We start from the raw sequence: 22,744 nt of genomic DNA on the forward strand, positions 1-22,744 counted from the left end.
GGGATGGAAGTGATACGCGCAGCGATAGAGAAACAGGTGCTCAGCCTGACCGGGCTGGCACTCGGCGGGATTGATTTTGAAAATCCGGCTGGCGATCCGGGGCTGTTTGGCCCGCAGTCGGTCACCTGGCAAGTGCATGGTGACTTCACCTCTATGCTTTGCGGCGGCGTCAGTGCGTTGCTATTGCAGATGCTGCACCCGTTGGCCTTGGCGGGCGTGTGGGATCATTCCAACTTCCGCGAGGATATGCTGGGGCGCCTGCGTCGTACCAGCCAGTTTATCTCTGTCACCACGTTTGGCCCCAGTGCAGAGGCGCAACGCCTGATCGCCAAAGTCAAAGCCATCCATTTACAGGTCAACGGCACCGACAATAACGGCCAGCCATATGCCGCCAGCGATCCGCATCTGCTCACCTGGGTCCATGTCGCCGAAAGCAGCCGTTTCCTGGCATCGCACCTGCGTTACCGCAATCCACACCTGTCTCTCGCTCAACAGGATACCTACTACCGTGAAACGGCTCGCGTCGCGGAAGCCTTGGGCGCGCGCGATATCCCAAAATCCTGTGCGGCGGTTGACGATTATCTGCAACAGATGCGCCCTCAGTTGGTCTGCGATGAACGCACACTGGAAGTGGCGCGCATTCTGCTGGCTGCCCCGGCTCCCAGCACGCTGGCGCGGCCGTTCGGCGCTTTGGTGATGCAGGCAGGGATCGATCTGTTGCCGGACTGGGCGCAGCAACAGTTGGGATTTACCCCTGGAGTGACCCGGCGGCGGTGCGTACGTATTGGCGTTGGCGGTGTTGGGCGGGTGCTGCGGGCTTCGGTACGCAATGGCTCCTACCATCGGGCGATGCGGCGTATGAATAAGAGCGCTTCAGCGCAATGTTAGCCAGCGCTGCCACTTTTGAGACTATTGCCCGTGATCCCGATTGATGATGCGTTCTACACTGGCCCAGAGAAATATTCTATTTTTAGCGTGCAGCCTATTTGTGCGCCAGCAACCCCTTGAGGTGATATGAACCAGTCAAACGTACTTGCTGAAGTGAATAACGAGAATCAAACGCTGGTCGCGGTGGTTCAGCAAGATAGCCGGGCCGCCTATTTTTATATCTACCCAACGGAAGAATACAGTGAACGTTTTCAGGTACGTGCCTGTTGGCTGCGCAACCTGACTACGGCTCCGCAGCAGGAAGATCTCGCCGCTATGGAAGCCGGTCTTCCCCCCATGTTGGCGGCCGAGTTTTGCCGTAATCTGGAAGGCGAAGCGCCATTGGACCCCGCCGGGCTGATGGTGATCTGGACGGAAAGCGACGACGGGGCTGCCCTGTGGTATCACGGGCAACTGCTAGCAGTGATCCCTGGCTGGAGTTTATACATCGATCACTCGGTCTGCTATTCGGCAAGCTGCATCAAAGAGAATCCATTGGCCTATCCGCTGGGTTCCGCATCTACCAATACGCAATATGCGCTGGCGGAAAATACCCGGCAGTTCTGGCGTAGCTGGCAGCGGGAAGAGGGGAATCCCTGGCCAAAAATGCAGAGTGATTACCAGGCACTGTACGAACAACACTTTGGCCCTTCGGTGAAGTATTACGCTATCGATCAGGGCAAATGGCCGCCTATGGCCATCACCCAGCATGAGCGCGACGGGGTTTACTATTTCCTGACCATGGGGGCCAGCATCCGGCCGATGCCGTGGGTAGAGATTCTGTTCAACGACGATGCCGCCAGGTTCCGCCGGATGGAGATGGCGATAGCCATTGATGGGCAGTTTATGACCGAAGAAAACGCGGTGCAGATGGCCAGCGCGTTAGCGGGATTTGCCCATGTGCCCTGGGCGAACATCACCTGGTTTGGCGAAGGGCATACGCTGGCGTCGGCGGTGGCTCCGCAGGGCTATGAAGGCTATGTGCTCTCTTCGTCATTTTACCCCTACAGTGAGCACTTGGTATTGCCAAAACAATACGGTGATACGGTGAATATTTTCTGGGCCAGCCCGGTGTTTGCCACCGAGCGGGAATTGGCGCAGGCCACGCCCAACGGTGGTCACGATTTGGTCACAAGGCTGCGTGAACAGGGCGTTGACCATATCTTCCGTCCACGCCAACCTCTCGTTTAACGAGGGCGGGGCACTGTCTATTTAACGATCGCTTTTGGAGCCAGCTATGAAGTCAGCGTTGTTAGTTATCGATGTGCAGCAGGGCTTGTTTAATCCCCCGCCAGCAGAGGCCGAGCAGGTGCTCACGCGGATTAATCAGCTGAGTGAACGTGCCCGGCAGGCTGGTGTGCCAGTGATTTTTATTCAGCATCAGACAGCTCATGAAGAGCTATCAGCAGGCAGCGTAGCCTGGCAGATCCATCAGGGATTGCAGGTAAAACCGGGGGATCATCGGGTTGATAAAACCACGCCAGACTCCTTTTTACGTACCAATCTGGGCAAGCTGCTGATTGCTGAAGGGGTGACACAGTTGGTGATCTGCGGCTATTCCACGGAATACTGTGTCGATACCACCACCCGCCGGGCCGCTGGCCTGGGTTACCCGGTGGTGCTGGCGGCAGATGCACATACCAGCCACGACAAACCCCACGCCAGTGGGTTACAGATCCGTGCTCACCATAATGCTACCTTGTCGAGTATCAAGAGTTTTGGCGTGGCGATCAGCGCCGTGCCTACAGCCGAAGTGAGTTTTTGAGCTAGATGTCGCCCTTGACGCGGTTCTGAGCGGGGTGTACCGTAGCCGGATGAATATCTTCCCGCAGTTCACATCTTGTTTTAGCTGGTGGCGCCTTTTCTAAGGGCGGCACGGGTATTCATCCCTCTTTTTTAATGCCGCCGGTTTTGGCGGCATTTTTATAGCGTTGATCCGGCGGTCTGTTTACTTCCAGGAGCAAGGCTATGAGTTACACCATTCTGACTGGCGATCGCGCCACCGGTTCACTGCATTTGGGTCATTATGTCGGTTCACTGCGCCAACGTGTTGAGCTACAGCATCATCATCAGCAAACGGTGATGGTGGCCGATCTGCAAGGGCTGACCGATAACGGTAGCAATCCGCAAAAAATCAGTGCCAACGTGCTAAACGTGGTGGCTGATTATCTGGCGGTGGGGATCGATCCTGCCAAGACCACGCTGTGTCTGCAATCGGCGCTTCCGGCGCTGGCAGAACTGACGATGTATTACCTGAATCTGGTCACCGTTGCCCGCCTGGAACGTAATCCCACGGTGAAAAGCGAAATCATCGAGAAAGACTTTTCACGCAGCCTGCCTGCCGGATTCCTGATTTACCCGGTCAGCCAGGCGGCGGATATCACCGCGTTTGGGGCGACTCACGTGCCAGTCGGCGAAGATCAGTTGCCGATGCTGGAGCAGACCAACGAGATTGTCCGGCGCTTTAACCGTATCGTCGATCGCGAGGTGCTGGTGGAGTGCCAGCCGTTGCTGAGCCGCGTAGGAAGGCTGCCGGGGCTGGACGGGCAGGGCAAGATGTCGAAATCACGCGGCAATACCATCATGCTGGGGGCCAGCGCTGACGAAGTGCACAAGGCGGTAATGAGCATGTTTACCGATCCCAACCACCTGAACGTCAGCGATCCCGGCCAGGTGGAAGGCAATATGGTGTTCACCTATCTGGACGCGTTTTGCGAGGATGCGGCGCTGGTGGCACAGCTGAAGGATCACTATCGTCAGGGTGGGTTAGGTGACGTGAAGATTAAACGGCTGCTGGAGGATTGCCTGCAAACGCTGCTGGAGCCTATCCGTACCCGGCGGGCGGAGTACAGCGCCGATAAGGGCGAGCTGATGCGCATTCTGAAAGAGGGCAGCCAGAGGGCTAACCAGGTGACCCAGGGCACCTTGGCACAGGTCAAGTCTGCTCTGGGTCTGGATTTTTTTGCCTTGGATTGAGTATCCCTCTCCGATTGGAGAGGGGAAGTCTGACGATCAGGCCGCGCTGTCGGTGATCGGGTGTTTGACGATAAACACGTAAGACAGCGCCCCGATCAGGGTAACGCAGGAACAAATGGTCAGTGCCAGGCTGAATGAATTAGTGGTATCCAGGATCCAGCCGGTGATCACCGGGGCAAACGAAGCGAACACAAAGCTGGCAAAGTTTTGAATGCTGCCCACCGAGGCGGTCATACGGGACGTGACCGCCACGTGGATCAGCCCCCAGCAGGAGGTACCGGCAAAGTGGATACAGAACAGCGCCATACTGATTAATGCCACCGCGCTGGAGGTGGTGGTGGCCTGTGCCACGACGGAGGTAAAACCAGCGGAAAGCAGCATACCGGCGACGATACAGATTTTACGGCTCTTGAGCGGAGCCATGCCCCGGCGCACCAGGAAGTCGGTGACAAAGCCGTTTGACAGCATGCCCGCCGCACCAAACAGGAACGGGATTGCCGCCAACATACCGGTACTTTTCAAATCCAGATGGTAGGTGGTCTGCAGGTAGCCCGGCAGCCAGGCCAGATACAGCCAGGCGGTGTAGTTGATGCCGCTAAAGCCGATCATCATTCCCCACATGGTGCGGTTCTTGAACAGCGATCGCCACTCTTTGAAGTTCATTGGTTCACGGCGCGCGCTCACGCTACCGGCGTTGAGATAGCTTTGCTCCTGCTCGGTGAGTTTGATGTCTTCACGGTTGCGATACAGCATGTACCAGCCAATGGACAAGGCAATGCCCAGTAAACCAATGGTGATGAACATCCCGCGCCAGCCTAACACGAGCATCATGGCGGTGAGGATGGGTGGGCTGATGGCTAACCCGATGGTGGAGGCCGAGTTAAAGATCCCCATCGGCATGCCGCGATCTTTGATGTTGAACCAATCGTTGATGACTTTCACGCCGCAAGGGTTCATTGGCGCTTCGCCGATCCCCAGGCCGATACGCACCCAGATAAACTGGGTAAAGTTGTGGATCATGCCCGACATCGTCTGGAACGCAGACCAGATAAACATTCCCAGACCCAGCATGATACGCGGACCTTTGCGATCCAGCAGCGGTCCACAGGGTAATTGAGCAATCCCATAGGCCAGCGAAAAGGCGGAAAGTAGCAGGCCGATCTCGGTACCGCTCAACCCCATTTCTTCACGAATGGTGGAGTTGGCAACGGACAGCGAACTGCGATCGAGAAAATTAATCACGGCAGCAAAAAATAACAGGATCATTGCCGTAGTCTGGATTTTTTTAATTTTTGCAGAGCGCTCCGCTATGCCGCCTTTAGGTATAGGATTAATACTATCTGAATAGCTGTCCGCCGGTTCTTTCCCAGTGCTCACGGTGGTTATCTTTTCCATCACTCGCCTCTATATTCCGTATTTATATTAATTATTCTTCCGGGGCATGGCCCTGGTTCGGTGTTAACAACGGTATGTCTTTCGGCAATGAGCCTAGGCGGCGAAAATGTCTCATGGTGCTTTTTTTAACCGGTTCCGTGCGGCGGTTACGATTTTGCTGTTTTTAATCGGTTTTAAATCCCGTTTTCATCGGTTTTTTATCAATAAAAATCAGCAGGCATCCTGTTTGATGGAACGGATCATCGACTGTTTGGCAGTATCAAGATGGCGGTGCAGCTCACGGGCGGCCTCCTGATCGCTGCGGCAGATCAGGGCGCTTAAAATGGCCATATGCTCTTCAATTGCAATAATATTTCTTTGCTTCAGGTCGGTTTCATCCCATTGATAGTGGAAGTGAAAGATCACCGATATGATTTCCAGCGACTGATTGAAAAACGGATTGTTGGCGGCCGACAGGATCAGGGTATGAAAGTCACGATCCAGCTGAGAGAACAGCCGATAATTGTCGCTGATGGTGTCGCGCAACTCGCGATGACGGTTCAACAACTCCTTGGCCTGCAACCAACGGCTATCCTGTGCGGGCAGGTTGATAAAGCGTGATAGCGCGTGGGTTTCCAGCATTTGGCGGAGTTCAAACAGCTGCTCGGCATAGTTCTGATCAAACTTTTTCATGCTCCATTGGCCGCGGCGTACGTTGTCGATAAGGTCAAAGCGGCTGAAGCGCAGCAGGAATTCCCGCACCACTACCGGGCTGACGTTAACCGCGCGTGAAAGCTGCAATTCGGTGAATGAATCCCCCGCACGCAGTTGCTTTTGGTTAATCATCTGATAGAACGCTTTCTCAAACAGCTTGCCTTGCTCGTCCAACGAGTGGCTCATGCATTCAAAGCCGTCTTCTGCCAGCGGCATACGCAGGATCACATAATCATCCTTGACCTTCTCCAGAACCCCACGTTGATGCAAATGCGTTAGCGTGTGGCGCACTGTGGTGCGACTGATGTTATACATTTCTGCCAGCCCCGCCTGGGAAGGCAGCGGTGAGCGGATATGCCCTTTGATGATGCCGTCGATCATCTGATTAACCACGTTCTGGCGGAGGTTTTGCGTTCTGCTCATGAGATCCCTCTGTGGGTTTAGATGTTTTTTAAGTATTTAAAACCCATTTAAACCGGTTTAATTTGTGCTGACTCACAAATTCTCCTCATCAGCGCAATGCACCTGTTCTTTTTGCGGGATAACAGCGCCACATCACAGGAGGAGGGATTATGACCACAATGAATACGCTAGTTTGTCTGGAGCCGACCCGGCTGGTTTACCAACAAAGGCCGATACCGCAGCCTGCGCCGGATGAAGCGGTGCTCAAAATACTGACGGTAGGCATTTGCGGTACCGATATCCACGCCTGGTCTGGTCAACAACCGTTCTTCAGCTACCCGCGGGTGCTGGGGCATGAAATATGCGGCGAGATTGTCAGCGTCGGTAGCCAGGTTGGTGAATTGCGCGTCGGCCAGCGTGTGGCGGTGATCCCTTATGTCTCCTGTCATCACTGCGGAGCATGCACCAGCGGCAGGCCCAATTGCTGTGAAAATATCTCGGTGATTGGCGTGCATCAAGACGGCGGCTTTAGCGAGTTTTTAAGCGTGCCGGTGAACAACCTGCTGGCCGTGGATGATGTTGAGCCCCAAGCGGCGGCGCTGATTGAACCATTCTCCATCAGTGCTCACGCCGTACGCCGAGCGGCCATCGAGCAGGGCGATCATCTATTGGTGGTAGGAGCAGGGCCGATTGGCCTGGGGGTTGCGGCTATCGCCAAGGCGGACGGGGCAACCGTGATCGTGGCCGATACCAGCGCAGAGCGCCGAAGCCATGTGGAAAACATGCTCGGGCTGACCACGTTAGATCCGTCAGACGCCGGGTTTGACGCTGCCTTAAGAGCCCAATTCTCCGGCATGCTGGCGGCAAAAATCATTGATGCCACCGGCAATCAGCATGCGATGAACCATAGCGTCAACCTGATCCGCCATGGCGGCAGCATTACGTTTGTCGGCCTGTTCAAGGGCGATCTGCAGTTCTCCGATCCGGAATTCCATAAAAAGGAAACCACCATGATGGGGAGCCGCAATGCCACCAAAGAAGACTTTATCAAGGTTGGGCGCTTAATGGCCGCCGGAAAAATCACTGCCGGGATGATGCTTTCCCATCAATTCGAGTTTTCCACGCTGGCAGATATTTATGAAGCGGAAGTCATTAATAATAAACAGCTGATTAAAGGCGTGATTCATTTTAACTAACTCGATGACTCCCCAGATCTTGCCGAGAGTAATTTGCAGCCTGGGGGATCGCCGGATGCAAGGAACAATAATGAAACAACTCAATCGTAGTGAATTTCCTGGTGCGCAATATCCCGATCGCATTATCCAGTTTGGTGAAGGTAATTTCCTGCGCGCCTTTGTCGATTGGCAAATCGACCTGCTAAACCAGCATACCGGGCTGAATGCCGGCGTGGTGGTGGTGCGGCCAATCGACAGCCAGCAGCCACCTTCGCTCAATACTCAGGATGGCCTTTACACCACCATTATCCGTGGGTTGAACGAGCAGGGGGAGGCGGTTTGCGAGCCGCGCCTGATCCGCTCGGTCAATCGGGAAATCAACGTTTACCACCAGTACGACAGCTATCTGGCGTTGGCTCGGGATCCGGCGATCCGCTTCGTATTCTCCAACACCACCGAAGCGGGGATCGGTTATTTACCGGACGATAAGTTCACCGACGCTCCTGCTGCCAGTTTCCCGGCCAAGCTGACACGGCTGCTGTTTGAGCGTTTCAGGCATTTTGACGGTGCTACAGACAAGGGCTGGGTATTGCTGCCGTGTGAGCTGATCGACTACAACGGCGAAGCGCTGAAAGAGTACGTATTGCGCTACGCGCAGCAATGGCAGTTACCGCAGGCCTTTACCGATTGGCTGAACGATTGCAACACCTTCTGCTCAACGCTGGTCGATCGTATCGTCACGGGCTACCCACGCGATGAAGTAGAACAGTGGCAACGGCAGTTGGGATATCAAGATAGCTTCCTCGACACGGCGGAACATTTCTATCTGTTTGTGATCCAGGGCCCACAGTGGCTGGCGCAAGAGCTGCATCTGGATAAGTTGGATCTGAATGTCCACATCGTCGATGACATCAAACCTTATAAAGAACGCAAGGTAGCGATCCTTAACGGGGCACATACGGCGCTGGTGCCGGTGGCGTTCCTGGCCGGTTTGAATACCGTGGGCGAGGCCATGAGCGACGAGCAGATCGGCGGCTATGTGGCACGCACCATTGCCGAAGAGATTATGCCGGTGCTCGATCTGCCGCAGGAAGAGTTACGGCCATTTGCCGAAGCGGTACAGAACCGTTTCCGTAACCCGTTTATTCAGCACCAGTTGCTGTCGATTGCGCTGAACGGCATGACCAAATTCCGCACGCGTATTTTGCCGCAGTTACTGGCAGGCCAACAGAAAAATGCCGCGCTGCCGAAACGGCTGACCTTTGCCTTGGCCGCGTTGTTGGCCTTCTATCGTGGCGAACGACAGGCGGGTAGCTATGCATTACAGGATGATGCCCATTGGCTGACGAGGTTCGCAACGTTGTGGGCTGGAGTAGAACATCACGATATGACGCTCGCGGCGTTGGTAGAAAACGTGCTGGCCGATGAGGCGCACTGGGGGCAAAATCTCAACGCCGTTCCTGGGCTTACCGCTGCCGTGACCACCGATCTGCAAGCTATTCTTGACCACGGAATGCGTGCGGCATTGAGTGAAATGGAACGCCGATAAAACCTCCATCCGCATATTTTAATCCTGCCAATCACGGGAAATGACGTTGAACGTCATTTCCCGGCCATAAAACCATCATCTGCGTGTCATACAGTTATTCGTTAATAGGTGCCCATAAGATTAGCCACTGAAATCAGAGAAATCATATGGCGCAGGCACTGTTAAAACTGGCACCGACCGACTATCCAGGGCAGCAACCCATCCCGTTACGCAAGGTATTGGCGGTAAAAGGCTTGGGTAAGGCTTACCAATCTCAACAACGTGTCCTCGACGACATCAATTTTGATCTGCACGCCGGGGAGTTTGTGGCGGTGATTGGCCGCTCCGGGGCCGGTAAATCTACCCTGCTGCATACGCTGAACGGCACCATCCCTTCCAGCTGCGGCGAGATGCTGCATTTTGAGGACGATGGGGTAGCCCAGGATATCGCACAACTCTCGGCCCGCCAGATGCGCCAGTGGCGCGCCCGCTGTGGCATGATCTTCCAGGATTTTTGCCTGGTCCCCCGGTTGGATGTGATCACCAACGTGCTGCTAGGCCGCCTCAGCCACACCTCGACGCTGAAATCCTTCTTCAAAGTGTTCGATGATGCTGACCGTGCGCGGGCAATCGAGCTGCTGCAATGGCTGAATATGCTGCCGCATGCGCTGCAACGTGCCGAGAACCTGTCCGGTGGGCAAATGCAGCGTGTCGCCATCTGCCGTGCGCTGATGCAAAACCCCAAAATTCTGCTGGCCGATGAGCCGGTCGCCTCGCTCGATCCGAAAAACACCCGCCGCATTATGGATGCGCTACAGAAAGTCAGCGAGAACGATATCGCGGTGATGGTGAACCTGCACTCGGTCGAACTGGTGAGGGAATACTGCACCCGGGTGATTGGTATCGCCCAGGGCAAAATCATTTTCGACGGCCACCCGTCGCAGCTTAACGAACGTATTTTGCAGCAGCTGTATGGCGAAGAAGCCAATCAGATCCATTAATCACTTGAACGTCACCTTTACACACAGGGCATGCGCAATGAAAAAAGTATTCACACTGACCACCATGATGGCCGGCGTAATGATGGTATTTAATGCAGGTGCAGCGGATGCGCCGAAAGAGTTGAACCTGGGGATCCTGGGTGGGCAGAACGCCACTCAACAGATTGGCGATAACCAGTGTGTGAAAGATTTTCTCGATAAAGAGCTGAACGTTGACACCAAGCTGCGTAACTCTTCCGACTACTCTGGCGTGATCCAGGGCCTGCTCGGGGGCAAGATCGATCTGGTGTTGAGCATGTCGCCGTCGTCGTTTGCTTCGGTGTATATCAAGGATCCCAAGGCCGTCGATCTGGTGGGGATCGCGGTGGATGATACCGATCAGTCACGCGGATATCACTCGGTGGTGGTGGTGAAAGCCGACAGCCCTTACAAAAAGCTGGAAGACCTGAAAGGGAAATCCTTCGGCTTTGCGGATCCGGATTCGACCTCCGGTTTCCTGGTGCCAAACCAGGTGTTCAAGAAGCAGTTTGGCGGCACGCCGGATAACAAATACAACGACTTCTTCTCCAGCGTCACTTTCTCCGGTGGTCATGAGCAGGACGTACTCGGCGTGTTGAACGGCCAGTTTGAAGGTGCGGTCACCTGGGCCTCGATGATTGGCGATTACAACACCGGCTATACCAGCGGAGCCTTCAACCGCATGATCCGTATGGATCATCCGGATTTGATGAAGCAGATCCGCATTATCTGGCAGTCGCCGCTGATCCCGAATGGCCCGATCCTGGTGAGCAACTCCCTGCCTGCGGATTTCAAAGCCAAGGTGGTTACCGCCATCAAGAAGCTGGATACCGACAACCATCAGTGCTTTATCAAGGCGATGGGCGGCAAGCAGCACATTGGCGACGTCAAGCTGGCGGAATACCAGACCATTATCGATATGAAGCGTGAGCTGACCAAGGGCGATCGCTAAGGCGGCTTGCTTCCGCTAAGGCGGCTTGCTTCCCGGCCCCTCACCCTAACCCTCTCCCACAGGGAGAGGGTTAGGGTGAGGGGCCTATTTATCCAGCCATAAAATATTGGAAGCGATTTTGAATAGAGACTTCGCACACTACTACCAACGGATCCGCAGTAAGCAGAAGCGTGAAACCTTGCTCTGGTCGCTCGGGCTGGTAGCGCTTTATCTTGGCGCAGGCAATATTGCCGAGTTCAACCTGCATATCGTCTGGGTGTCGATCCCCCATTTCTTTGACTATCTGGCAGAAACCATCCCGGTACTGCACTGGCCGCTGCTGTTCGCCGACGGCCATACCGAAGGCTCCTTCGCCTATTGGGGCTACCGGTTGCATATCCAATTACCGCTGATTTGGGAAACCTTACAGCTGGCGCTGGCGGCCACCATCCTCTCCGTGCTGGTGGCGGGCGGGCTGGCCTTTCTGGCGGCCAATAATACCCACAGCCCGGCGACGCTGCGCTTTGCCATTCGTACGCTGGTGGCGTTCTTGCGCACCATGCCGGAGCTGGCCTGGGCGGTGATGTTTGTGATGGCGTTTGGCATCGGTGCCATTCCCGGTTTTATGGCGCTGGCGCTACACACCATCGGCAGCCTGACCAAGCTGTTTTATGAATCGATCGAAACCGCCTCCAACAAGCCGGTGCGCGGGCTGGCCGCCTGTGGGGCCACGCCGTTACAGCGCATGCGTTTCGGCCTGTGGCCGCAGGTCAAACCGATCTTCCTGTCCTACAGCTTTATGCGGCTGGAAATCAACTTTCGCCAGTCAACCATCCTCGGCCTGGTCGGGGCGGGCGGAATAGGTCAGGAACTGATGACCAATATCAAACTCGACCGTTACGATCAGGTCAGCATGACGCTGCTGCTGATTATCGTGGTGGTTTCGCTGCTGGATTACGCCTCCGGTGAATTACGTAAACGCGTTGTCGAGGGGAAAGCCTAATGTCCGTTCAGCCGATCTCTACCACCAATTTGCAGCAGCTCAAGCAGCAGAACCCGGAAATCTTCTCACGCCAAGGGCGCTATCTGCGCACCCTCGGCATGATTACCGTGGCGATTGTGTTGTATTACGTTTTCTTCTTCCTGGTGTTTGGCATTTCCTGGCTGCAGTTTGCCAACGGTTGCCAACAGATTAGCCGCTACTTTATGCGTATGTTTGTCTGGCACGACTTTGCCAACTGGCCGTTTGGCTATTATTTCCAACAGATCTTTATCACCCTGGCGATCGTGTTTGCTGGCACCATTACGGCAACGCTGCTGGCTTTACCGCTGTCGTTTCTTGCCGCGCGCAACGTGATGTCCTCGCCTGTTCTACGGCCAATTGCGACGCTGGTACGCCGCCTGCTGGATATTCTCCGGGGCATCGATATGGCCATCTGGGGTCTGATTTTCGTGCGTGCCGTCGGTATGGGGCCGCTGGCCGGGGTGCTGGCCATCGTAATGCAGGATATCGGCCTGCTTGGCAAACTGTATGCCGAAGGCCACGAAGCGGTGGATAAATCCCCCAGCCGTGGGCTGACGGCGGTGGGTGCCAATGGGCTGCAAAAACACCGTTACGGCATTTTCACTCAATCCTTCCCGACCTTTCTGGCGCTGAGCCTGTATCAGATTGAGTCCAATACCCGTTCGGCGGCGGTGCTAGGTTTTGTCGGGGCAGGGGGGATCGGCCTGGTCTATGCCGAGAACATGCGGCTGTGGAACTGGGACGTGGTGATGTTTATCACCCTGATCCTGGTGGTGATCGTGATGCTGATGGACAAGATCTCTGCCATGCTACGTAACAAATATATCGTTGGCGAAGAAATTCCGCTTTACCCGAAAAATCATTAACCTCTGCGGGTAAACCCTGGTTTGCCCGTGGAAATTCCATTGAGAAACCCCCGCCGGATCCCTATACTGCCGCCATGCAAGGTGTGCAGCGCTGCACGCCTCTCCTGATTGACAAGCGAAAGGCTATTCCATGATTAACAATGATGTGCTGCGCAGCGTGCGCTACATGCTGGCTATTAATGACGCGAAGATGGTAGAGATCGTCAAGCTGGACGGTTTTGACGTCGATGTCGCAGCCATGGGGACCTACATGATCAAGGAAGGCGAGCCGGGTTTTGCCAACTGCCCCGACGAAGTGATGGCGCATTTCCTCAATGGCCTGGTGTTCTTCAAGCGTGGCAAAGACGATAAATTCCCGGCACCGGCGGTAGAGCTGCCGATCACCAACAACCTGGTGCTGAAAAAGCTGCGTGTGGCGTTTGAACTGAAAGATGTCGATCTGCACCAGATTTTTACCGCGGTGGAATTCCGTATCTCCAAGCCTGAGCTGAGCGCGCTGTTCCGCAAAGAAGGCACCAAAAACTATCGCCCATGTGGCGATCAGATGCTGCGCTACTTCCTGAAAGGGCTGACCCAGCGCATACGCGGCGCATAATCCTGCGTATCACGACATCAGGCGTCCTCATTGAGGGCGCTTTTTTTTGTGCCCCCTGCATTTGTCGATCATACTCAGTACGATGCCGCCTGGCGGTAGAACATGCCCGAACTTTCCGACTGAAATGAGGGAATTATGACGACAGCACCCACCACGTTGCCGCCGGTGTTAACCAGCACGGCAATAGAACAAAAAATACTGCGCAGGTCGATCTTCTGCACGCTGTTTATTGCCAGTGCCGGGATCGTGTTTGGGATTGTCTGTGGTTCCATGTCGATCGTGTTTGACGGCATGTTCTCGGCGTTGGATGCGGGCATGTGTTCATTATCCTTGCTGGTGTCCCGCCTGTTGGGGCAACCCCATAGCCGCCGTTTTCAGTATGGGTTCTGGCATGTCGAACCGCTGGTGCTGGCATTTAACGGCAGTTTGCTGACGTTGCTGTGTCTGTATGCCTTTGTGAACGCTGTCAAAGGCATTGCCGACGGAGGGCGCGAACTCGAGCTGGGCTGGGCGATTGTCTATGCCGTTACCGTCAGCCTTTTCTGCTTTACCCTCTACGTTAAGCAAACCCGGCTGAATAAGCAGGTTAAATCGGAACTGATCGCGCTGGATAACAAAAGCTGGCTGATGTCGGCCTGCATCAGTTCGGCGTTATTAGTGGCTTTTATTCTTTCCTGGCTAATGGAAGGCACCCGTTATGAATACCTCAACGTCTATGCCGACCCTGTCGCGCTGGCACTGTTGACGCTGGTCTTGATCCCGGTGCCGATCAAAACGGTAAAATCTGCCATTCAGGAGGTATTGCAGATGACGCCGGACAACCTGGATGCCAAGGTGGAATCCATCATGGCGCAGCTGACGCTGGAGTATGGCTTCCTGGATTATTCCAATTACGCCACCCGCGTTGGCCGTGGGCTGTTTATTGAGATCCACATCGTGATCCCGCCAGAGATGGAACACAGCGGCGTACACAAGCTGGATAAAATCCGTGACCAGATAGCCGACGCTATTGGTGAAGATAGCCCGCACCGCTGGCTGACTATCTCCTTTACCCATAACGCCAAGTGGCTATAGGTTTTTTGCCATCACCCACATGGCCACGGATTGGCTGACGCTGGTATAGCTCTCCTCACCCACGATCGTCATGCCTTGCCGCTGATAAAAGCGTTGGCCAGACACGTTGCTTTTCAGCACGTCCAGCCACAGGATGGGTTGCCCTCTCTCAACGGCTCGTCGCTGTACTTCGGCAAATAGCTGCTCCCCATAGCCGCGTCCGGCAAACTGCGGCAGGAAATAAATCTTCTGCAGCTCGGCCCCGAGGGTTGCGGTCGCAGCCTGCATGCTGTCGAAATTAAGCTTGGCAAAGCCTACCGGTGTTTCCCCTTCATAGGCAAGCAGCCAGCAAGTATCGCGGTCTTGCAATGAGGGCTCCAACGCTTGTTCGGCAAAATCCTTGGACAGAAACGCCTGCAACTCCTGCTGGTTTTGCCAAAGTTCGGCAAAGTGAGCAAGGTAGCTGGCAATCCCGATTTCCCTCACGGTTGCTAAGTCAGCGGGCAACGCTTGACGGATCCTGAACACGACAGCCTCTCTGTTAGTGGTTAGTTGACTCATCTTGGGCGATCGGCTGCTTGCCGCTCAGCGCACCCCATTCGCTCCAGGCACCGTCATAGAGTTTCACCTGCTTGGCGCCCAGTGATTGCAGGCCAAAGGCTAGTACGGCGGCGGTGACGCCAGAACCACAGCTGACGATGGTGGGCGCGTCGATATCGACCCCTTTTTCATCGAAGGTTTTTTTCAGCGCCTCGAGTGATTTGAAACGTCCGTTCTCCAGCAGATCGCCATACGGAATATTGATGCTGCCCGGAATATGGCCACGGTGCAGGCCTGGGCGCGGTTCCGGGGCTTGGGCATAGAAACGCGGTGCGGCACGGGCATCGAGGATCTGCCGTTGGTCGTTCATCGCTTGTTCCACCTGCTGCATATCCACCACCGCTTCGGCATTAAAGTGCGCGCGGAAGGTGGCAGGAGTAGGCTGCGCAGGGCCGGTCTCCAAGGCGTTACCGCGTGATGTCCAACCCTGCAAACCTTCATCAAGCACGAATACGTTCTGCGCGCCGAAATTACGGAACGTCCACCAACCGCGTGGGGCAGAGAACTGATTGCCTCCATCATAGAAAACAATGGTCTGCTGGTCATTGATGCCCAGTTTACCTACGGCGGCGGCAAAGGCTTCTGCCGTGGGTAGCATATGCGGCAGCGTCGTATTTTTATCCGCGACGTCGTCAATATCGAAATACACCGCACCGGGAATATGGCCCCGCTCAAATTCGGCCAACATGTCTTGCTTCGGCACCTGGCCGACAGGCGCCATACGCACGTCAACCAGCGTCAGATTCTCATCGTTGATATGTTGCTCAAGCCATTGCGCGGTCACTAAAAAAGCAGAGTTCATGATTATTGTTCGCCTGTCAGGACAAAGAAGGTTTTCACTATACCTCAACGATCTTGCATATTGGTATGCTGCGGTTTGAAAGGGGGCAGGGCAGATGATTGACCAAGACTTTGGCGGGGCGAAAATCGCCTTGCTGTACGGCGGCCAGGTGCTGGTTTACCAGCGTGATGACAACCCGGCAATCCCCTGGCCCGGCTGCTGGGACTTGCCCGGCGGCGGACGTGAAGGGGATGAAACCCCGATGCAATGTGTGCAACGGGAAACCGAGGAGGAGTTCGGCATTCTATTGTCCGCACGGCAAATTGTCTGGCAGCAGCGTTACGCCGGGATCATGCCTGGCTCGCCGCCTACCTGGTTTATGGTGGGGGAAATCACCCTCGCACAGATTGCGGCGATCCGCTTCGGTAATGAGGGGCAGTGCTGGCAAATGATGCCTGCGGATGAATTTGTACGGCACCCGCAGGGCATTGCCCATCTGCGTCAGCGGTTAGCGGATCGTCTGGCCCAGCTCGACTAGCCGGACACGCTCGATCAACGCGTCGACCTGATGCTCGGAAAATACTTCGATGCCATGTTGGCGTAGCAGCTCAGCGGTGACGCCGCGACCGGGCTGGGTTTGGCCGTTGAATGCGCCGTTGTAGATGGTCTGGCTCCCGCAGGAAGGGCTGCGATCGCTCAGCAGGGCAAAGCGGCAGCCATGCAGGCGAGCGGTATCCAGCGCCAGATGGGCACCCAGTAGATACTGGTCGGTAACGTCGTTCCCTTGCGCGTCGATCACTCTGGCCCGGTTGGCTATCACTTCAGCACCATTAGCTGCGGCCGCAATCTCTGCTGGTGGGCGCGGCGTAGAGAAACCTGCGGCCAATTCGGGGCAGCACACCACTAATCGTCCCTCCTTTTGCCACTGCTGTAAGGTAGTATCGATAACGGTTTTGCTGGAGGCGTTATAACGGACGTTGAAACCGGCCAGGCAGGCACTGAGCAAGATTTTCGGCGGCATGAGGAGTCTTCTGTTGAGGGGGCGAAAGTGTGGCATCAAGGCCACACGCTCGGCTTTATAATAGCAGCGGGGTTTAGCATTATGCCAGCCGTACCTTCCCACTATTTTGCTTACTTTGTGTTCTTTATCCACCGCGTTTTATGAGGGCAGTCACGGATCCGGGGCAAAGTTGATTATCGGCTTGTTAATGAAATTTAAATTTCATATAAATACATAATGATTTTTATTTTCCAAATGACAGGCAAGGGAGAAAACCATGAAACAGGTGCGCGTTGGATTGATCGGTACCGGCTATATTGGCCGCTGTCATGCTATCGCCTATGCACAGGCAGGCACGGTGTTCCCTCTGAAAGGGGGGTTGGTGTTGGAGATGCTGGCGGAGGTTACCCCCGAGCTGGCAGCCCAGCGTGCGGCGGAGTTTGGCTTCGTACGTTCAACCGGTGACTGGCGCGAACTGGTGGCCGACCCCGCCATAGACGTGGTGGATATCTGTGCCCCGAACTTCCTGCATAAAGAGATGGCTCTGGCGGCCATTGCACAGGGCAAGCATGTCTATTCCGAGAAGCCGCTGGCGCTGAATGCGCAAGACGCCGCCGAGATGGTGCAGGCCGCGCGCGCCAAAGGGGTCAAAACTCTGGTTGGCTTCAACTATATGAAAAACCCGACCAGCCAGCTGGCGCGGGAAATCATCGCCAACGGTGAAATTGGCGAGGTGGTGCACTTTTACGGTACGCATAATGAAGATTATCTGGCCGACCCTCGTACGCCGATCGACTGGCACTGCCGCAAAGCCACCGCTGGGTTGGGGGCGTTGGGCGATCTGGCGGCTCATATCGTGAACATGGCACATTATCTGGTGGGGGATATCGTCGCGGTGTCGGGCGATATGCAAACCCTGATCAAACAGCGGCCCGATCCGAACAACCCGGCCAAGATGTGCCAAGTCGAAAACGAAGATCAGGCCAGCGCACTGGTGCGCTTTGCCAATGGCGCAATGGGCACCATAGAAACCTCACGCATTGCCTGCGGGCGTAAAATGGGCCTGACCTATGTGGTCACTGGCACCAAGGGCACCCTGAGTTTCACTCAGGAACGCATGGCCGAACTGAAACTGTATCGTCATGACGAACCGGCGGAGCGGCAGGGCTTCAAAACCATCATGGTAGGGCCGAAACACCCGGATTACGCTGCGTTTTGTATCAGCGCCGGGCATGGTATCGGCTTTAACGATCAGAAAACGGTGGAGATCCGCGATCTGGTCAATGGTATTGCCGCGGGTGATCGGATGTGGCCAGATTTTGAGGAAGGCTGGAAGGTATCCTGCGTGCTGGATGCGATTGCCGCCTCTGCCGAACAGCGCCGCTGGTTGGATATCAACCGCGATTGACTCTGTTACCGGGAGACGGCTAGCGGCGCTGTCCCGTAGGGCCTTGCTTGCTGCACCCACTAGGCAACATGCAAGGCCCTTGAACGGTTAAAACGCAAAGCAAGAACAGCCGAATGCGCCCCAGAAGGCATTCTCGTTGGCGATGGGAATGCTGGAACGGCGGGCAATGTCATGCTGGTGAGCATGAACGCCACAAGGGCCGCAACACTGGTGTGCCTGGCTTAATGCACCCACCTTGCCGGTGGTTGCGGGCGGTGCTGAGCGATAATGCCCCGATACGTTGACCACCGGTGACCACTCAGGCAATACCGGTAACGGCGGCGGAGAGAGCGGCGAGAAACTGCCCGCAGCATAGACAACTTTGCCATCCACCACGGTCATGACCGACTCAATTCCCTTGATCTGCTCCTCCGGTACGCTGAAGTAATCCTGTGACAGCACGGCTATATCCGCCAGCTGTCCCACCTTGATCTGGCCCTTTTTGCCTTGTTCGGTAGAGAACCAGGCACTGCCCTGTGTCCAAAGCATCAATGCCGTTTCACGATCCAGACGAGCCTGGTCGTCATACATTGCCATACCGCCGACCGTGCGGCCAGAAACCAGCCAGTACAGCGCTGTCCAAGGGTTGTAACTGGCGACGCGGGTGGCGTCGGTGCCTAATCCAACCGGCAACTCTGCCGCCAGCATTTTAGCTACCGGAGGCGTCTGTTTGGTCGCTTCGATGCCATAGCGCTCGGCAAAGTATTCCCCTTGAAACGCCATGCGGTGCTGTACGGCAATGCCGCCGCCGAGGGCTTTCACCCGCTCGATATTACGCTCTGAGATGGTTTCTGCATGGTCAAAAATCCAGTGCAGACCGGCAAAGGGGATCTCGCGGTTAACCTTCTCAAACACGTTCAGCATCCGGCTGATAGATTCATCGTAAGTGGCATGCAGACGGAACGGCCAGCGGTGTTCCACCAGATGGCGCACCACGCGTTCCAGCTCATCCTCGGTACCTTCAGGCAAATCCGGGCGAGGTTGCAGGAAGTCTTCGAAGTCGGCCGCCGAGAACACCAGCATTTCACCCGCGCCGTTATGGCGGTAAAAGTCCGTTCCCTGGCCGGGTTTGAGCATATCCGTCCACAGCTGGAAGTCCTCCAACTCCTGCTTTGGCCGTTGGGTAAACAGGTTGTAGGCGATACGCAGGGTCAACTGTTGTTTATCGTGCAGTTCCGCGATGACCTGATAGTCCTCGGGATAGTTCTGGAAACCGCCGCCTGCGTCAATCGCGCTGGTCAGGCCCAGGCGGTTGAGTTCGCGCATAAACTGGCGGGTGGAGTTTACCTGTTGTTCCAGCGGCAGCTTCGGCCCCTTGGCCAAGGTTGCGTAGAGGATCATGGCATTGGGCTTGGCGATTAACATCCCGGTTGGGTTGCCGTTACCGTCGCGTTGGATTTCGCCCCCTGGCGGGTTTGGCGTATCTTTGGTGTAGCCCACCACTTTCAGCGCAGCACGGTTAAGCAGGGCGCGATCGTACAGATGCAAAATAAATACCGGCGTGTCAGGGGCGGCGGCGTTGATTTCATCCAGCGTAGGCATACGGCGCTCGGCGAATTGGAACTCGGTCCAACCGCCAACCACTCTGACCCATTGTGGGCTGGGCGTACGCAGCGCCTGTTCCTTGAGCATACGTAAGGCGTCGGCGAGCGAAGGCACGCCTTCCCAGCGTAGCTCCAGGTTGTAATTCAAACCACCCCGGATAAGGTGCAGGTGTGAATCATTCAGGCCGGGTACCACCGTATGGCCGTGTAGGTCGATGATCTGGGTTTCCGGCCCGGCGTATTGCATGACGTCGCTCTCACTACCGACGGCCAGAAACTTACCGTCCTTGATCGCCACGGCCTGAGCGGTGGGATTTTCGCGATCGACGGTATGGAATTTACCGTTGCTGATGATCAATGATGCGGTGTGACTCATAACGTTTTCCTTTAATGGCGGGTGAGCCATTGGTGAAACAGACGGGTAACCAACGGCATCCACAGGAAGACCACCAGGGCGACAACGCTGGCATCATTGAGTAAATGCCCAGCCAGTGTGCCGCTCAGTCCCGGCAGTAACTTGCCCCAAAACCAGGGCACCAGATTGGTCGAAGGGAAGATCACCAGCAGGGTGATTAAAAACTGTTTCCATTTGGCCGGTGGGCGTACGTTGGCGCTGGCTGGTGTGAACCAGAACTCGGCTCCGGGGCGGATCTCAATATGATCGCTCTCCAGCAGCAGTGGTGTGACTTCTTCGATATATTTCAGACGCTGCGGCGAGTGGATCCAGCGGTATAAATTGTCCAGATTATCGAAGCGGACCAGCACCGTATAAGCCTGTTCACTGCCGGAGGGGCGAATGACGTTAACGCCTAGGTGGCCGTCAAACCGGGCGGCATCGGGCATGATGCGTTTTAACCAGGCTTCATAGGCTGGTTCCTGGCCGGGTGTCAGATGGTGAGTGATCACCAGCGTAACGTGTTGCTGATGGGACATGGATCCAACTCCTGAAAAATCCCGGCACATGGCCGGGAGGGTATTGCGGTCAGTCAAGGTGAGCCCTGCGCGGTTTTACTTGCCGTTGCGAGCCGGAGCGTGATGCACCAGAGTGTAAGCATAGTCAACGCCCATCCCGTAGGCACCGCTGTGTTCACGTACCAGATCCATCACCGCATCGTAGGTTTCCTTGCGTGCCCAATCGCGTTGGTACTCGAGCAGCACCTGTTGCCAGGTCACCGGAACCGCCCCAGCCTGTACCATGCGATCGATAGCGCGCTCATGAGCATCCACCGAGGTGCCGCCAGAGGTGTCTGTAACCACATAAACCTCATATCCGGCTTCCATTGCCATCAATGCCGGGAAGGTCAGGCAGACCTCGGTCCACAGGGCGGAGATCACCAGTTTTTTACGGCCGGTGGCCTCGACGGCTTTAACGAATGCCGCATCTTCCCAGGAATTCATCGAAGTACGTTCAATAGGGGTGAGTTCTGGATGCACCGCCAGCAATTCCGGCCAGATATAGCCGCTGAAACTTTCGCTTTCGACCGAGGTAAAAATAGTGGGAACATTAAAGATGCTGCCGGCTTTGGCCAGCGCTACCACGTTGTTTTTCAGCTGTTGGCGATCGATATTGGCCACGCCAAAAGCCATTTGCGGTTGATGATCGATAAAGATGAGTGCGGAATTTTTCGGATCAAGCAGTTGAAACTTAGACATAATGTACCTTCCAATTGTATTACCGTGAATAAGACGGATGCGCTGTATCAATGGAATGAATGGTAGGTAGGTGCCGTTTTCAAAGATAGCGTAGAATTTTTACCTTCTTGTTAAGTTTTTTTATCTATGGGAGAAAGGGGTGAGACTAAACCTGGAAGCGCTATTGATCCTGGACGCACTGGATCGTCATGGGTCATTTGCTGCAGCGGCTGCCGCGCTGTTTAAAACGCCTTCTGCCCTGAGCTACATGGTGCAGAAACTGGAGAGCGATCTGGCGATCACGCTGCTCGATCGCTCCGGCCATCGGGCCAAGTTCACCGCTACCGGCAAGCTGATGCTGGAAAAGGGGCGGATATTGCTACGCGCTGCGCAAGATCTGGAGCAGCAGGCGCGCTATGTGGAAAGTGGCTGGGAGAGCGATCTCACCCTGGCGGTAGATGCATCGTTCCCTTTTGCCCGGCTGCTACCGCTGATTGATGAGTTTTACCGTAATCACCACCACACCCGGCTGCGTTTCAGCCACGAAGTGCTGGCTGGCTCTTGGGAGGCGCTGATACACGGCTGTGCCGATATTATCATCGGTGCGATTTGTGAGCCGCCTTCGCGCGCGGGCTATGCTTTTAGCCCGCTAGGGCAGTTGGAGTATGTGTTTGCCGTCGCCCCGCACCATCCGTTGGCCGCCCAGCCGGAACCGTTGCAGAAAAGCAGCATCCGCCAGCATCGCGCAGTGGTGGTTCATGACTCGTCGCGGGTGAATTCGCCGCAAAGTCTGCACGTGCTGGATGAGCAGGATCAACTGACGGTATTCAGTTTTGAGGCCAAATTGCAGGCGCAGCTGGCCGGGTTGGGCTGTGGCTATCTGCCTCATTATCTGGCAGAACCTTATCTGAAAACCGGCCAGTTGGTCACGAAAAGCGTGGAGGCAGAGCGCGATAGCGACACCGCCTACTTCGGCTGGCGAGAAAGTGCCAGCGGCCTGGCCAGCCTCTGGTGGCGTGAGCGGTTGCAAGCTTATGCCGTGACGGGGGAATGACTCTGAAGGTTGGCAAGGCAGGGTAGGTTAACGCATAGCCTGTTGTTGCCCGCCAGGATTGTTATCCACGCAGCTAACGTCATGATGCTGATTTTTAACTTT

23 protein-coding genes are annotated in these 22,744 nt (G+C 55.5%); 15 read left to right on the plus strand and 8 right to left on the minus strand.

Annotated features, from left to right (window positions below; all coding sequences use genetic code 11):
- The first annotated feature begins 3 nt into the window (after positions 1–3).
- The 4 genes from KGP16_RS08390 (at position 4) to trpS (ending at position 3,903) form a co-directional block, all read left to right on the plus strand.
- Positions 4–888 carry an oxygenase MpaB family protein gene (locus KGP16_RS08390; protein ID WP_223501144.1) on the plus strand — a complete coding sequence of 295 codons (885 nt, stop codon included), beginning with the start codon at positions 4–6 and terminating at the stop codon, positions 886–888.
- 126 nt (positions 889–1,014) lie between these two features.
- A complete protein-coding gene (locus tag KGP16_RS08395; RefSeq protein WP_115159188.1) occupies positions 1,015–2,118 on the plus strand; it encodes a suppressor of fused domain protein in 1,104 nt (367 codons plus the stop codon).
- A 46-nt stretch (positions 2,119–2,164) separates the two neighbouring features.
- On the plus strand, positions 2,165–2,692 hold the full coding sequence (locus tag KGP16_RS08400) for a cysteine hydrolase family protein (RefSeq protein ID WP_223501145.1): 528 nt from the start codon (positions 2,165–2,167) through the stop codon (positions 2,690–2,692).
- Between the two features lie 203 nt (positions 2,693–2,895).
- Positions 2,896–3,903 (plus strand): tryptophan--tRNA ligase, encoded by a 1,008-nt coding sequence (gene trpS, locus KGP16_RS08405; RefSeq protein ID WP_021180458.1) that lies wholly within the window; start codon positions 2,896–2,898, stop codon positions 3,901–3,903.
- 36 nt (positions 3,904–3,939) lie between these two features.
- On the opposite strand, the gene KGP16_RS08410 is transcribed toward trpS, so the two are convergent.
- Both KGP16_RS08410 and KGP16_RS08415 read right to left on the minus strand, forming a co-directional pair.
- Positions 3,940–5,298, minus strand: coding sequence for an MFS transporter (locus tag KGP16_RS08410; protein WP_037375099.1), 1,359 nt, complete (start codon positions 5,296–5,298; stop codon positions 3,940–3,942).
- Positions 5,299–5,508: 210 nt separating this feature from the next.
- A complete protein-coding gene (locus KGP16_RS08415; RefSeq protein WP_021805171.1) occupies positions 5,509–6,414 on the minus strand; it encodes a GntR family transcriptional regulator in 906 nt (301 codons plus the stop codon).
- A gap of 149 nt (positions 6,415–6,563) precedes the next feature.
- Here KGP16_RS08415 and KGP16_RS08420 point away from each other — a divergent pair, with 149 nt between their 5' ends.
- From KGP16_RS08420 to KGP16_RS08455, 8 genes are all read left to right on the plus strand, one after another.
- Positions 6,564–7,589: a zinc-binding alcohol dehydrogenase family protein gene (locus KGP16_RS08420; protein ID WP_179246150.1), complete on the plus strand. Its 1,026-nt coding sequence runs from the start codon at positions 6,564–6,566 to the stop codon at positions 7,587–7,589.
- Positions 7,590–7,659: 70 nt separating this feature from the next.
- Positions 7,660–9,117, plus strand: coding sequence for a tagaturonate reductase (locus KGP16_RS08425; protein ID WP_223501146.1), 1,458 nt, complete (start codon positions 7,660–7,662; stop codon positions 9,115–9,117).
- A gap of 146 nt (positions 9,118–9,263) precedes the next feature.
- The gene (gene phnC, locus KGP16_RS08430) at positions 9,264–10,097 is read left to right on the plus strand and encodes a phosphonate ABC transporter ATP-binding protein (RefSeq protein WP_021805168.1); all 834 of its coding nucleotides are present in this window, start codon (positions 9,264–9,266) and stop codon (positions 10,095–10,097) included.
- 37 nt (positions 10,098–10,134) lie between these two features.
- Complete coding sequence (phnD, locus tag KGP16_RS08435) at positions 10,135–11,067, plus strand: phosphonate ABC transporter substrate-binding protein (protein ID WP_021805167.1); 933 nt, start codon at positions 10,135–10,137, stop codon at positions 11,065–11,067.
- Positions 11,068–11,185: 118 nt separating this feature from the next.
- Entirely contained in the window at positions 11,186–12,049 is an 864-nt protein-coding gene (phnE, locus tag KGP16_RS08440) for a phosphonate ABC transporter, permease protein PhnE (protein WP_223501147.1), read from the plus strand.
- Positions 12,049–12,936 (plus strand): phosphonate ABC transporter, permease protein PhnE, encoded by an 888-nt coding sequence (phnE, locus tag KGP16_RS08445; protein WP_223501148.1) that lies wholly within the window; start codon positions 12,049–12,051, stop codon positions 12,934–12,936. The genes phnE (KGP16_RS08440) and phnE (KGP16_RS08445) overlap by 1 nt, the downstream gene beginning before the upstream one ends.
- Positions 12,937–13,066: 130 nt before the next feature.
- Positions 13,067–13,531 carry a DUF1456 family protein gene (locus KGP16_RS08450; protein WP_021180467.1) on the plus strand — a complete coding sequence of 155 codons (465 nt, stop codon included), beginning with the start codon at positions 13,067–13,069 and terminating at the stop codon, positions 13,529–13,531.
- A 135-nt stretch (positions 13,532–13,666) separates the two neighbouring features.
- Positions 13,667–14,605, plus strand: coding sequence for a cation diffusion facilitator family transporter (locus tag KGP16_RS08455; protein ID WP_021805164.1), 939 nt, complete (start codon positions 13,667–13,669; stop codon positions 14,603–14,605).
- Here KGP16_RS08455 and KGP16_RS08460 read toward each other — a convergent pair.
- Positions 14,600–15,112, minus strand: a complete 513-nt coding sequence (locus tag KGP16_RS08460; RefSeq protein WP_037375098.1) for a GNAT family N-acetyltransferase — start codon at positions 15,110–15,112, stop codon at positions 14,600–14,602. The two genes, KGP16_RS08455 and KGP16_RS08460, sit on opposite strands and share 6 nt — an antisense overlap.
- A gap of 13 nt (positions 15,113–15,125) precedes the next feature.
- Entirely contained in the window at positions 15,126–15,986 is an 861-nt protein-coding gene (gene sseA, locus KGP16_RS08465; RefSeq protein WP_021805162.1) for a 3-mercaptopyruvate sulfurtransferase, read from the minus strand.
- 94 nt (positions 15,987–16,080) lie between these two features.
- Here sseA and KGP16_RS08470 point away from each other — a divergent pair, with 94 nt between their 5' ends.
- The gene (locus KGP16_RS08470) at positions 16,081–16,503 is read left to right on the plus strand and encodes an NUDIX hydrolase (protein ID WP_223501149.1); all 423 of its coding nucleotides are present in this window, start codon (positions 16,081–16,083) and stop codon (positions 16,501–16,503) included.
- On the opposite strand, the gene KGP16_RS08475 is transcribed toward KGP16_RS08470, so the two are convergent.
- Positions 16,474–16,986 (minus strand): DUF523 domain-containing protein, encoded by a 513-nt coding sequence (locus tag KGP16_RS08475; protein WP_094982973.1) that lies wholly within the window; start codon positions 16,984–16,986, stop codon positions 16,474–16,476. The genes KGP16_RS08470 and KGP16_RS08475 overlap by 30 nt on opposite strands.
- Before the next feature lie 256 nt (positions 16,987–17,242).
- On the opposite strand from KGP16_RS08475, the gene KGP16_RS08480 reads away from it, so the two are divergent.
- Positions 17,243–18,373: a Gfo/Idh/MocA family protein gene (locus KGP16_RS08480; RefSeq protein ID WP_223499140.1), complete on the plus strand. Its 1,131-nt coding sequence runs from the start codon at positions 17,243–17,245 to the stop codon at positions 18,371–18,373.
- Positions 18,374–18,460: 87 nt separating this feature from the next.
- Here KGP16_RS08480 and KGP16_RS08485 read toward each other — a convergent pair whose 3' ends face one another.
- The 3 genes from KGP16_RS08485 to KGP16_RS08495 form a co-directional block, all read right to left on the minus strand.
- Positions 18,461–20,332 carry an amidohydrolase gene (locus tag KGP16_RS08485; RefSeq protein WP_223501151.1) on the minus strand — a complete coding sequence of 624 codons (1,872 nt, stop codon included), beginning with the start codon at positions 20,330–20,332 and terminating at the stop codon, positions 18,461–18,463.
- Positions 20,333–20,343: 11 nt separating this feature from the next.
- Positions 20,344–20,889, minus strand: a complete 546-nt coding sequence (locus tag KGP16_RS08490; protein WP_094982970.1) for an antibiotic biosynthesis monooxygenase — start codon at positions 20,887–20,889, stop codon at positions 20,344–20,346.
- A gap of 75 nt (positions 20,890–20,964) precedes the next feature.
- The gene (locus KGP16_RS08495) at positions 20,965–21,609 is read right to left on the minus strand and encodes a hydrolase (RefSeq protein WP_059200242.1); all 645 of its coding nucleotides are present in this window, start codon (positions 21,607–21,609) and stop codon (positions 20,965–20,967) included.
- A 139-nt stretch (positions 21,610–21,748) separates the two neighbouring features.
- Here KGP16_RS08495 and KGP16_RS08500 point away from each other — a divergent pair, with 139 nt between their 5' ends.
- Entirely contained in the window at positions 21,749–22,642 is an 894-nt protein-coding gene (locus KGP16_RS08500) for a LysR substrate-binding domain-containing protein (RefSeq protein WP_059200243.1), read from the plus strand.
- Positions 22,643–22,744: the final 102 nt, after the last annotated feature.

It is taken from the genome of Serratia sp. JSRIV006, from assembly GCF_019968685.1.
Taxonomy (GTDB): domain Bacteria; phylum Pseudomonadota; class Gammaproteobacteria; order Enterobacterales; family Enterobacteriaceae; genus Chania; species Chania fonticola_B.

Excerpts from the sequence above, each read along its gene's own strand:
- KGP16_RS08490 (WP_094982970.1), bottom strand. The coding sequence starts at position 20,889 with ATGTCCCATCAGCAACACGTTACGCTGGTGATCACTCACCATCTGACA.
- KGP16_RS08455 (WP_021805164.1), top strand. The coding sequence starts at position 13,667 with ATGACGACAGCACCCACCACGTTGCCGCCGGTGTTAACCAGCACGGCA.
- KGP16_RS08420 (WP_179246150.1), top strand. The coding sequence starts at position 6,564 with ATGACCACAATGAATACGCTAGTTTGTCTGGAGCCGACCCGGCTGGTT.
- trpS (WP_021180458.1), top strand. The coding sequence starts at position 2,896 with ATGAGTTACACCATTCTGACTGGCGATCGCGCCACCGGTTCACTGCAT.
- KGP16_RS08395 (WP_115159188.1), top strand. The coding sequence starts at position 1,015 with ATGAACCAGTCAAACGTACTTGCTGAAGTGAATAACGAGAATCAAACG.
- KGP16_RS08415 (WP_021805171.1), bottom strand. The coding sequence starts at position 6,414 with ATGAGCAGAACGCAAAACCTCCGCCAGAACGTGGTTAATCAGATGATC.
- KGP16_RS08390 (WP_223501144.1), top strand. The coding sequence starts at position 4 with ATGGAAGTGATACGCGCAGCGATAGAGAAACAGGTGCTCAGCCTGACC.
- KGP16_RS08410 (WP_037375099.1), bottom strand. The coding sequence starts at position 5,298 with ATGGAAAAGATAACCACCGTGAGCACTGGGAAAGAACCGGCGGACAGC.
- phnE (WP_223501148.1), top strand. The coding sequence starts at position 12,049 with ATGTCCGTTCAGCCGATCTCTACCACCAATTTGCAGCAGCTCAAGCAG.
- sseA (WP_021805162.1), bottom strand. The coding sequence starts at position 15,986 with ATGAACTCTGCTTTTTTAGTGACCGCGCAATGGCTTGAGCAACATATC.
- KGP16_RS08425 (WP_223501146.1), top strand. The coding sequence starts at position 7,660 with ATGAAACAACTCAATCGTAGTGAATTTCCTGGTGCGCAATATCCCGAT.
- phnD (WP_021805167.1), top strand. The coding sequence starts at position 10,135 with ATGAAAAAAGTATTCACACTGACCACCATGATGGCCGGCGTAATGATG.
- KGP16_RS08470 (WP_223501149.1), top strand. The coding sequence starts at position 16,081 with ATGATTGACCAAGACTTTGGCGGGGCGAAAATCGCCTTGCTGTACGGC.
- KGP16_RS08400 (WP_223501145.1), top strand. The coding sequence starts at position 2,165 with ATGAAGTCAGCGTTGTTAGTTATCGATGTGCAGCAGGGCTTGTTTAAT.
- KGP16_RS08480 (WP_223499140.1), top strand. The coding sequence starts at position 17,243 with ATGAAACAGGTGCGCGTTGGATTGATCGGTACCGGCTATATTGGCCGC.
- KGP16_RS08475 (WP_094982973.1), bottom strand. The coding sequence starts at position 16,986 with ATGCCGCCGAAAATCTTGCTCAGTGCCTGCCTGGCCGGTTTCAACGTC.
- phnC (WP_021805168.1), top strand. The coding sequence starts at position 9,264 with ATGGCGCAGGCACTGTTAAAACTGGCACCGACCGACTATCCAGGGCAG.
- KGP16_RS08450 (WP_021180467.1), top strand. The coding sequence starts at position 13,067 with ATGATTAACAATGATGTGCTGCGCAGCGTGCGCTACATGCTGGCTATT.
- KGP16_RS08485 (WP_223501151.1), bottom strand. The coding sequence starts at position 20,332 with ATGAGTCACACCGCATCATTGATCATCAGCAACGGTAAATTCCATACC.
- KGP16_RS08495 (WP_059200242.1), bottom strand. The coding sequence starts at position 21,609 with ATGTCTAAGTTTCAACTGCTTGATCCGAAAAATTCCGCACTCATCTTT.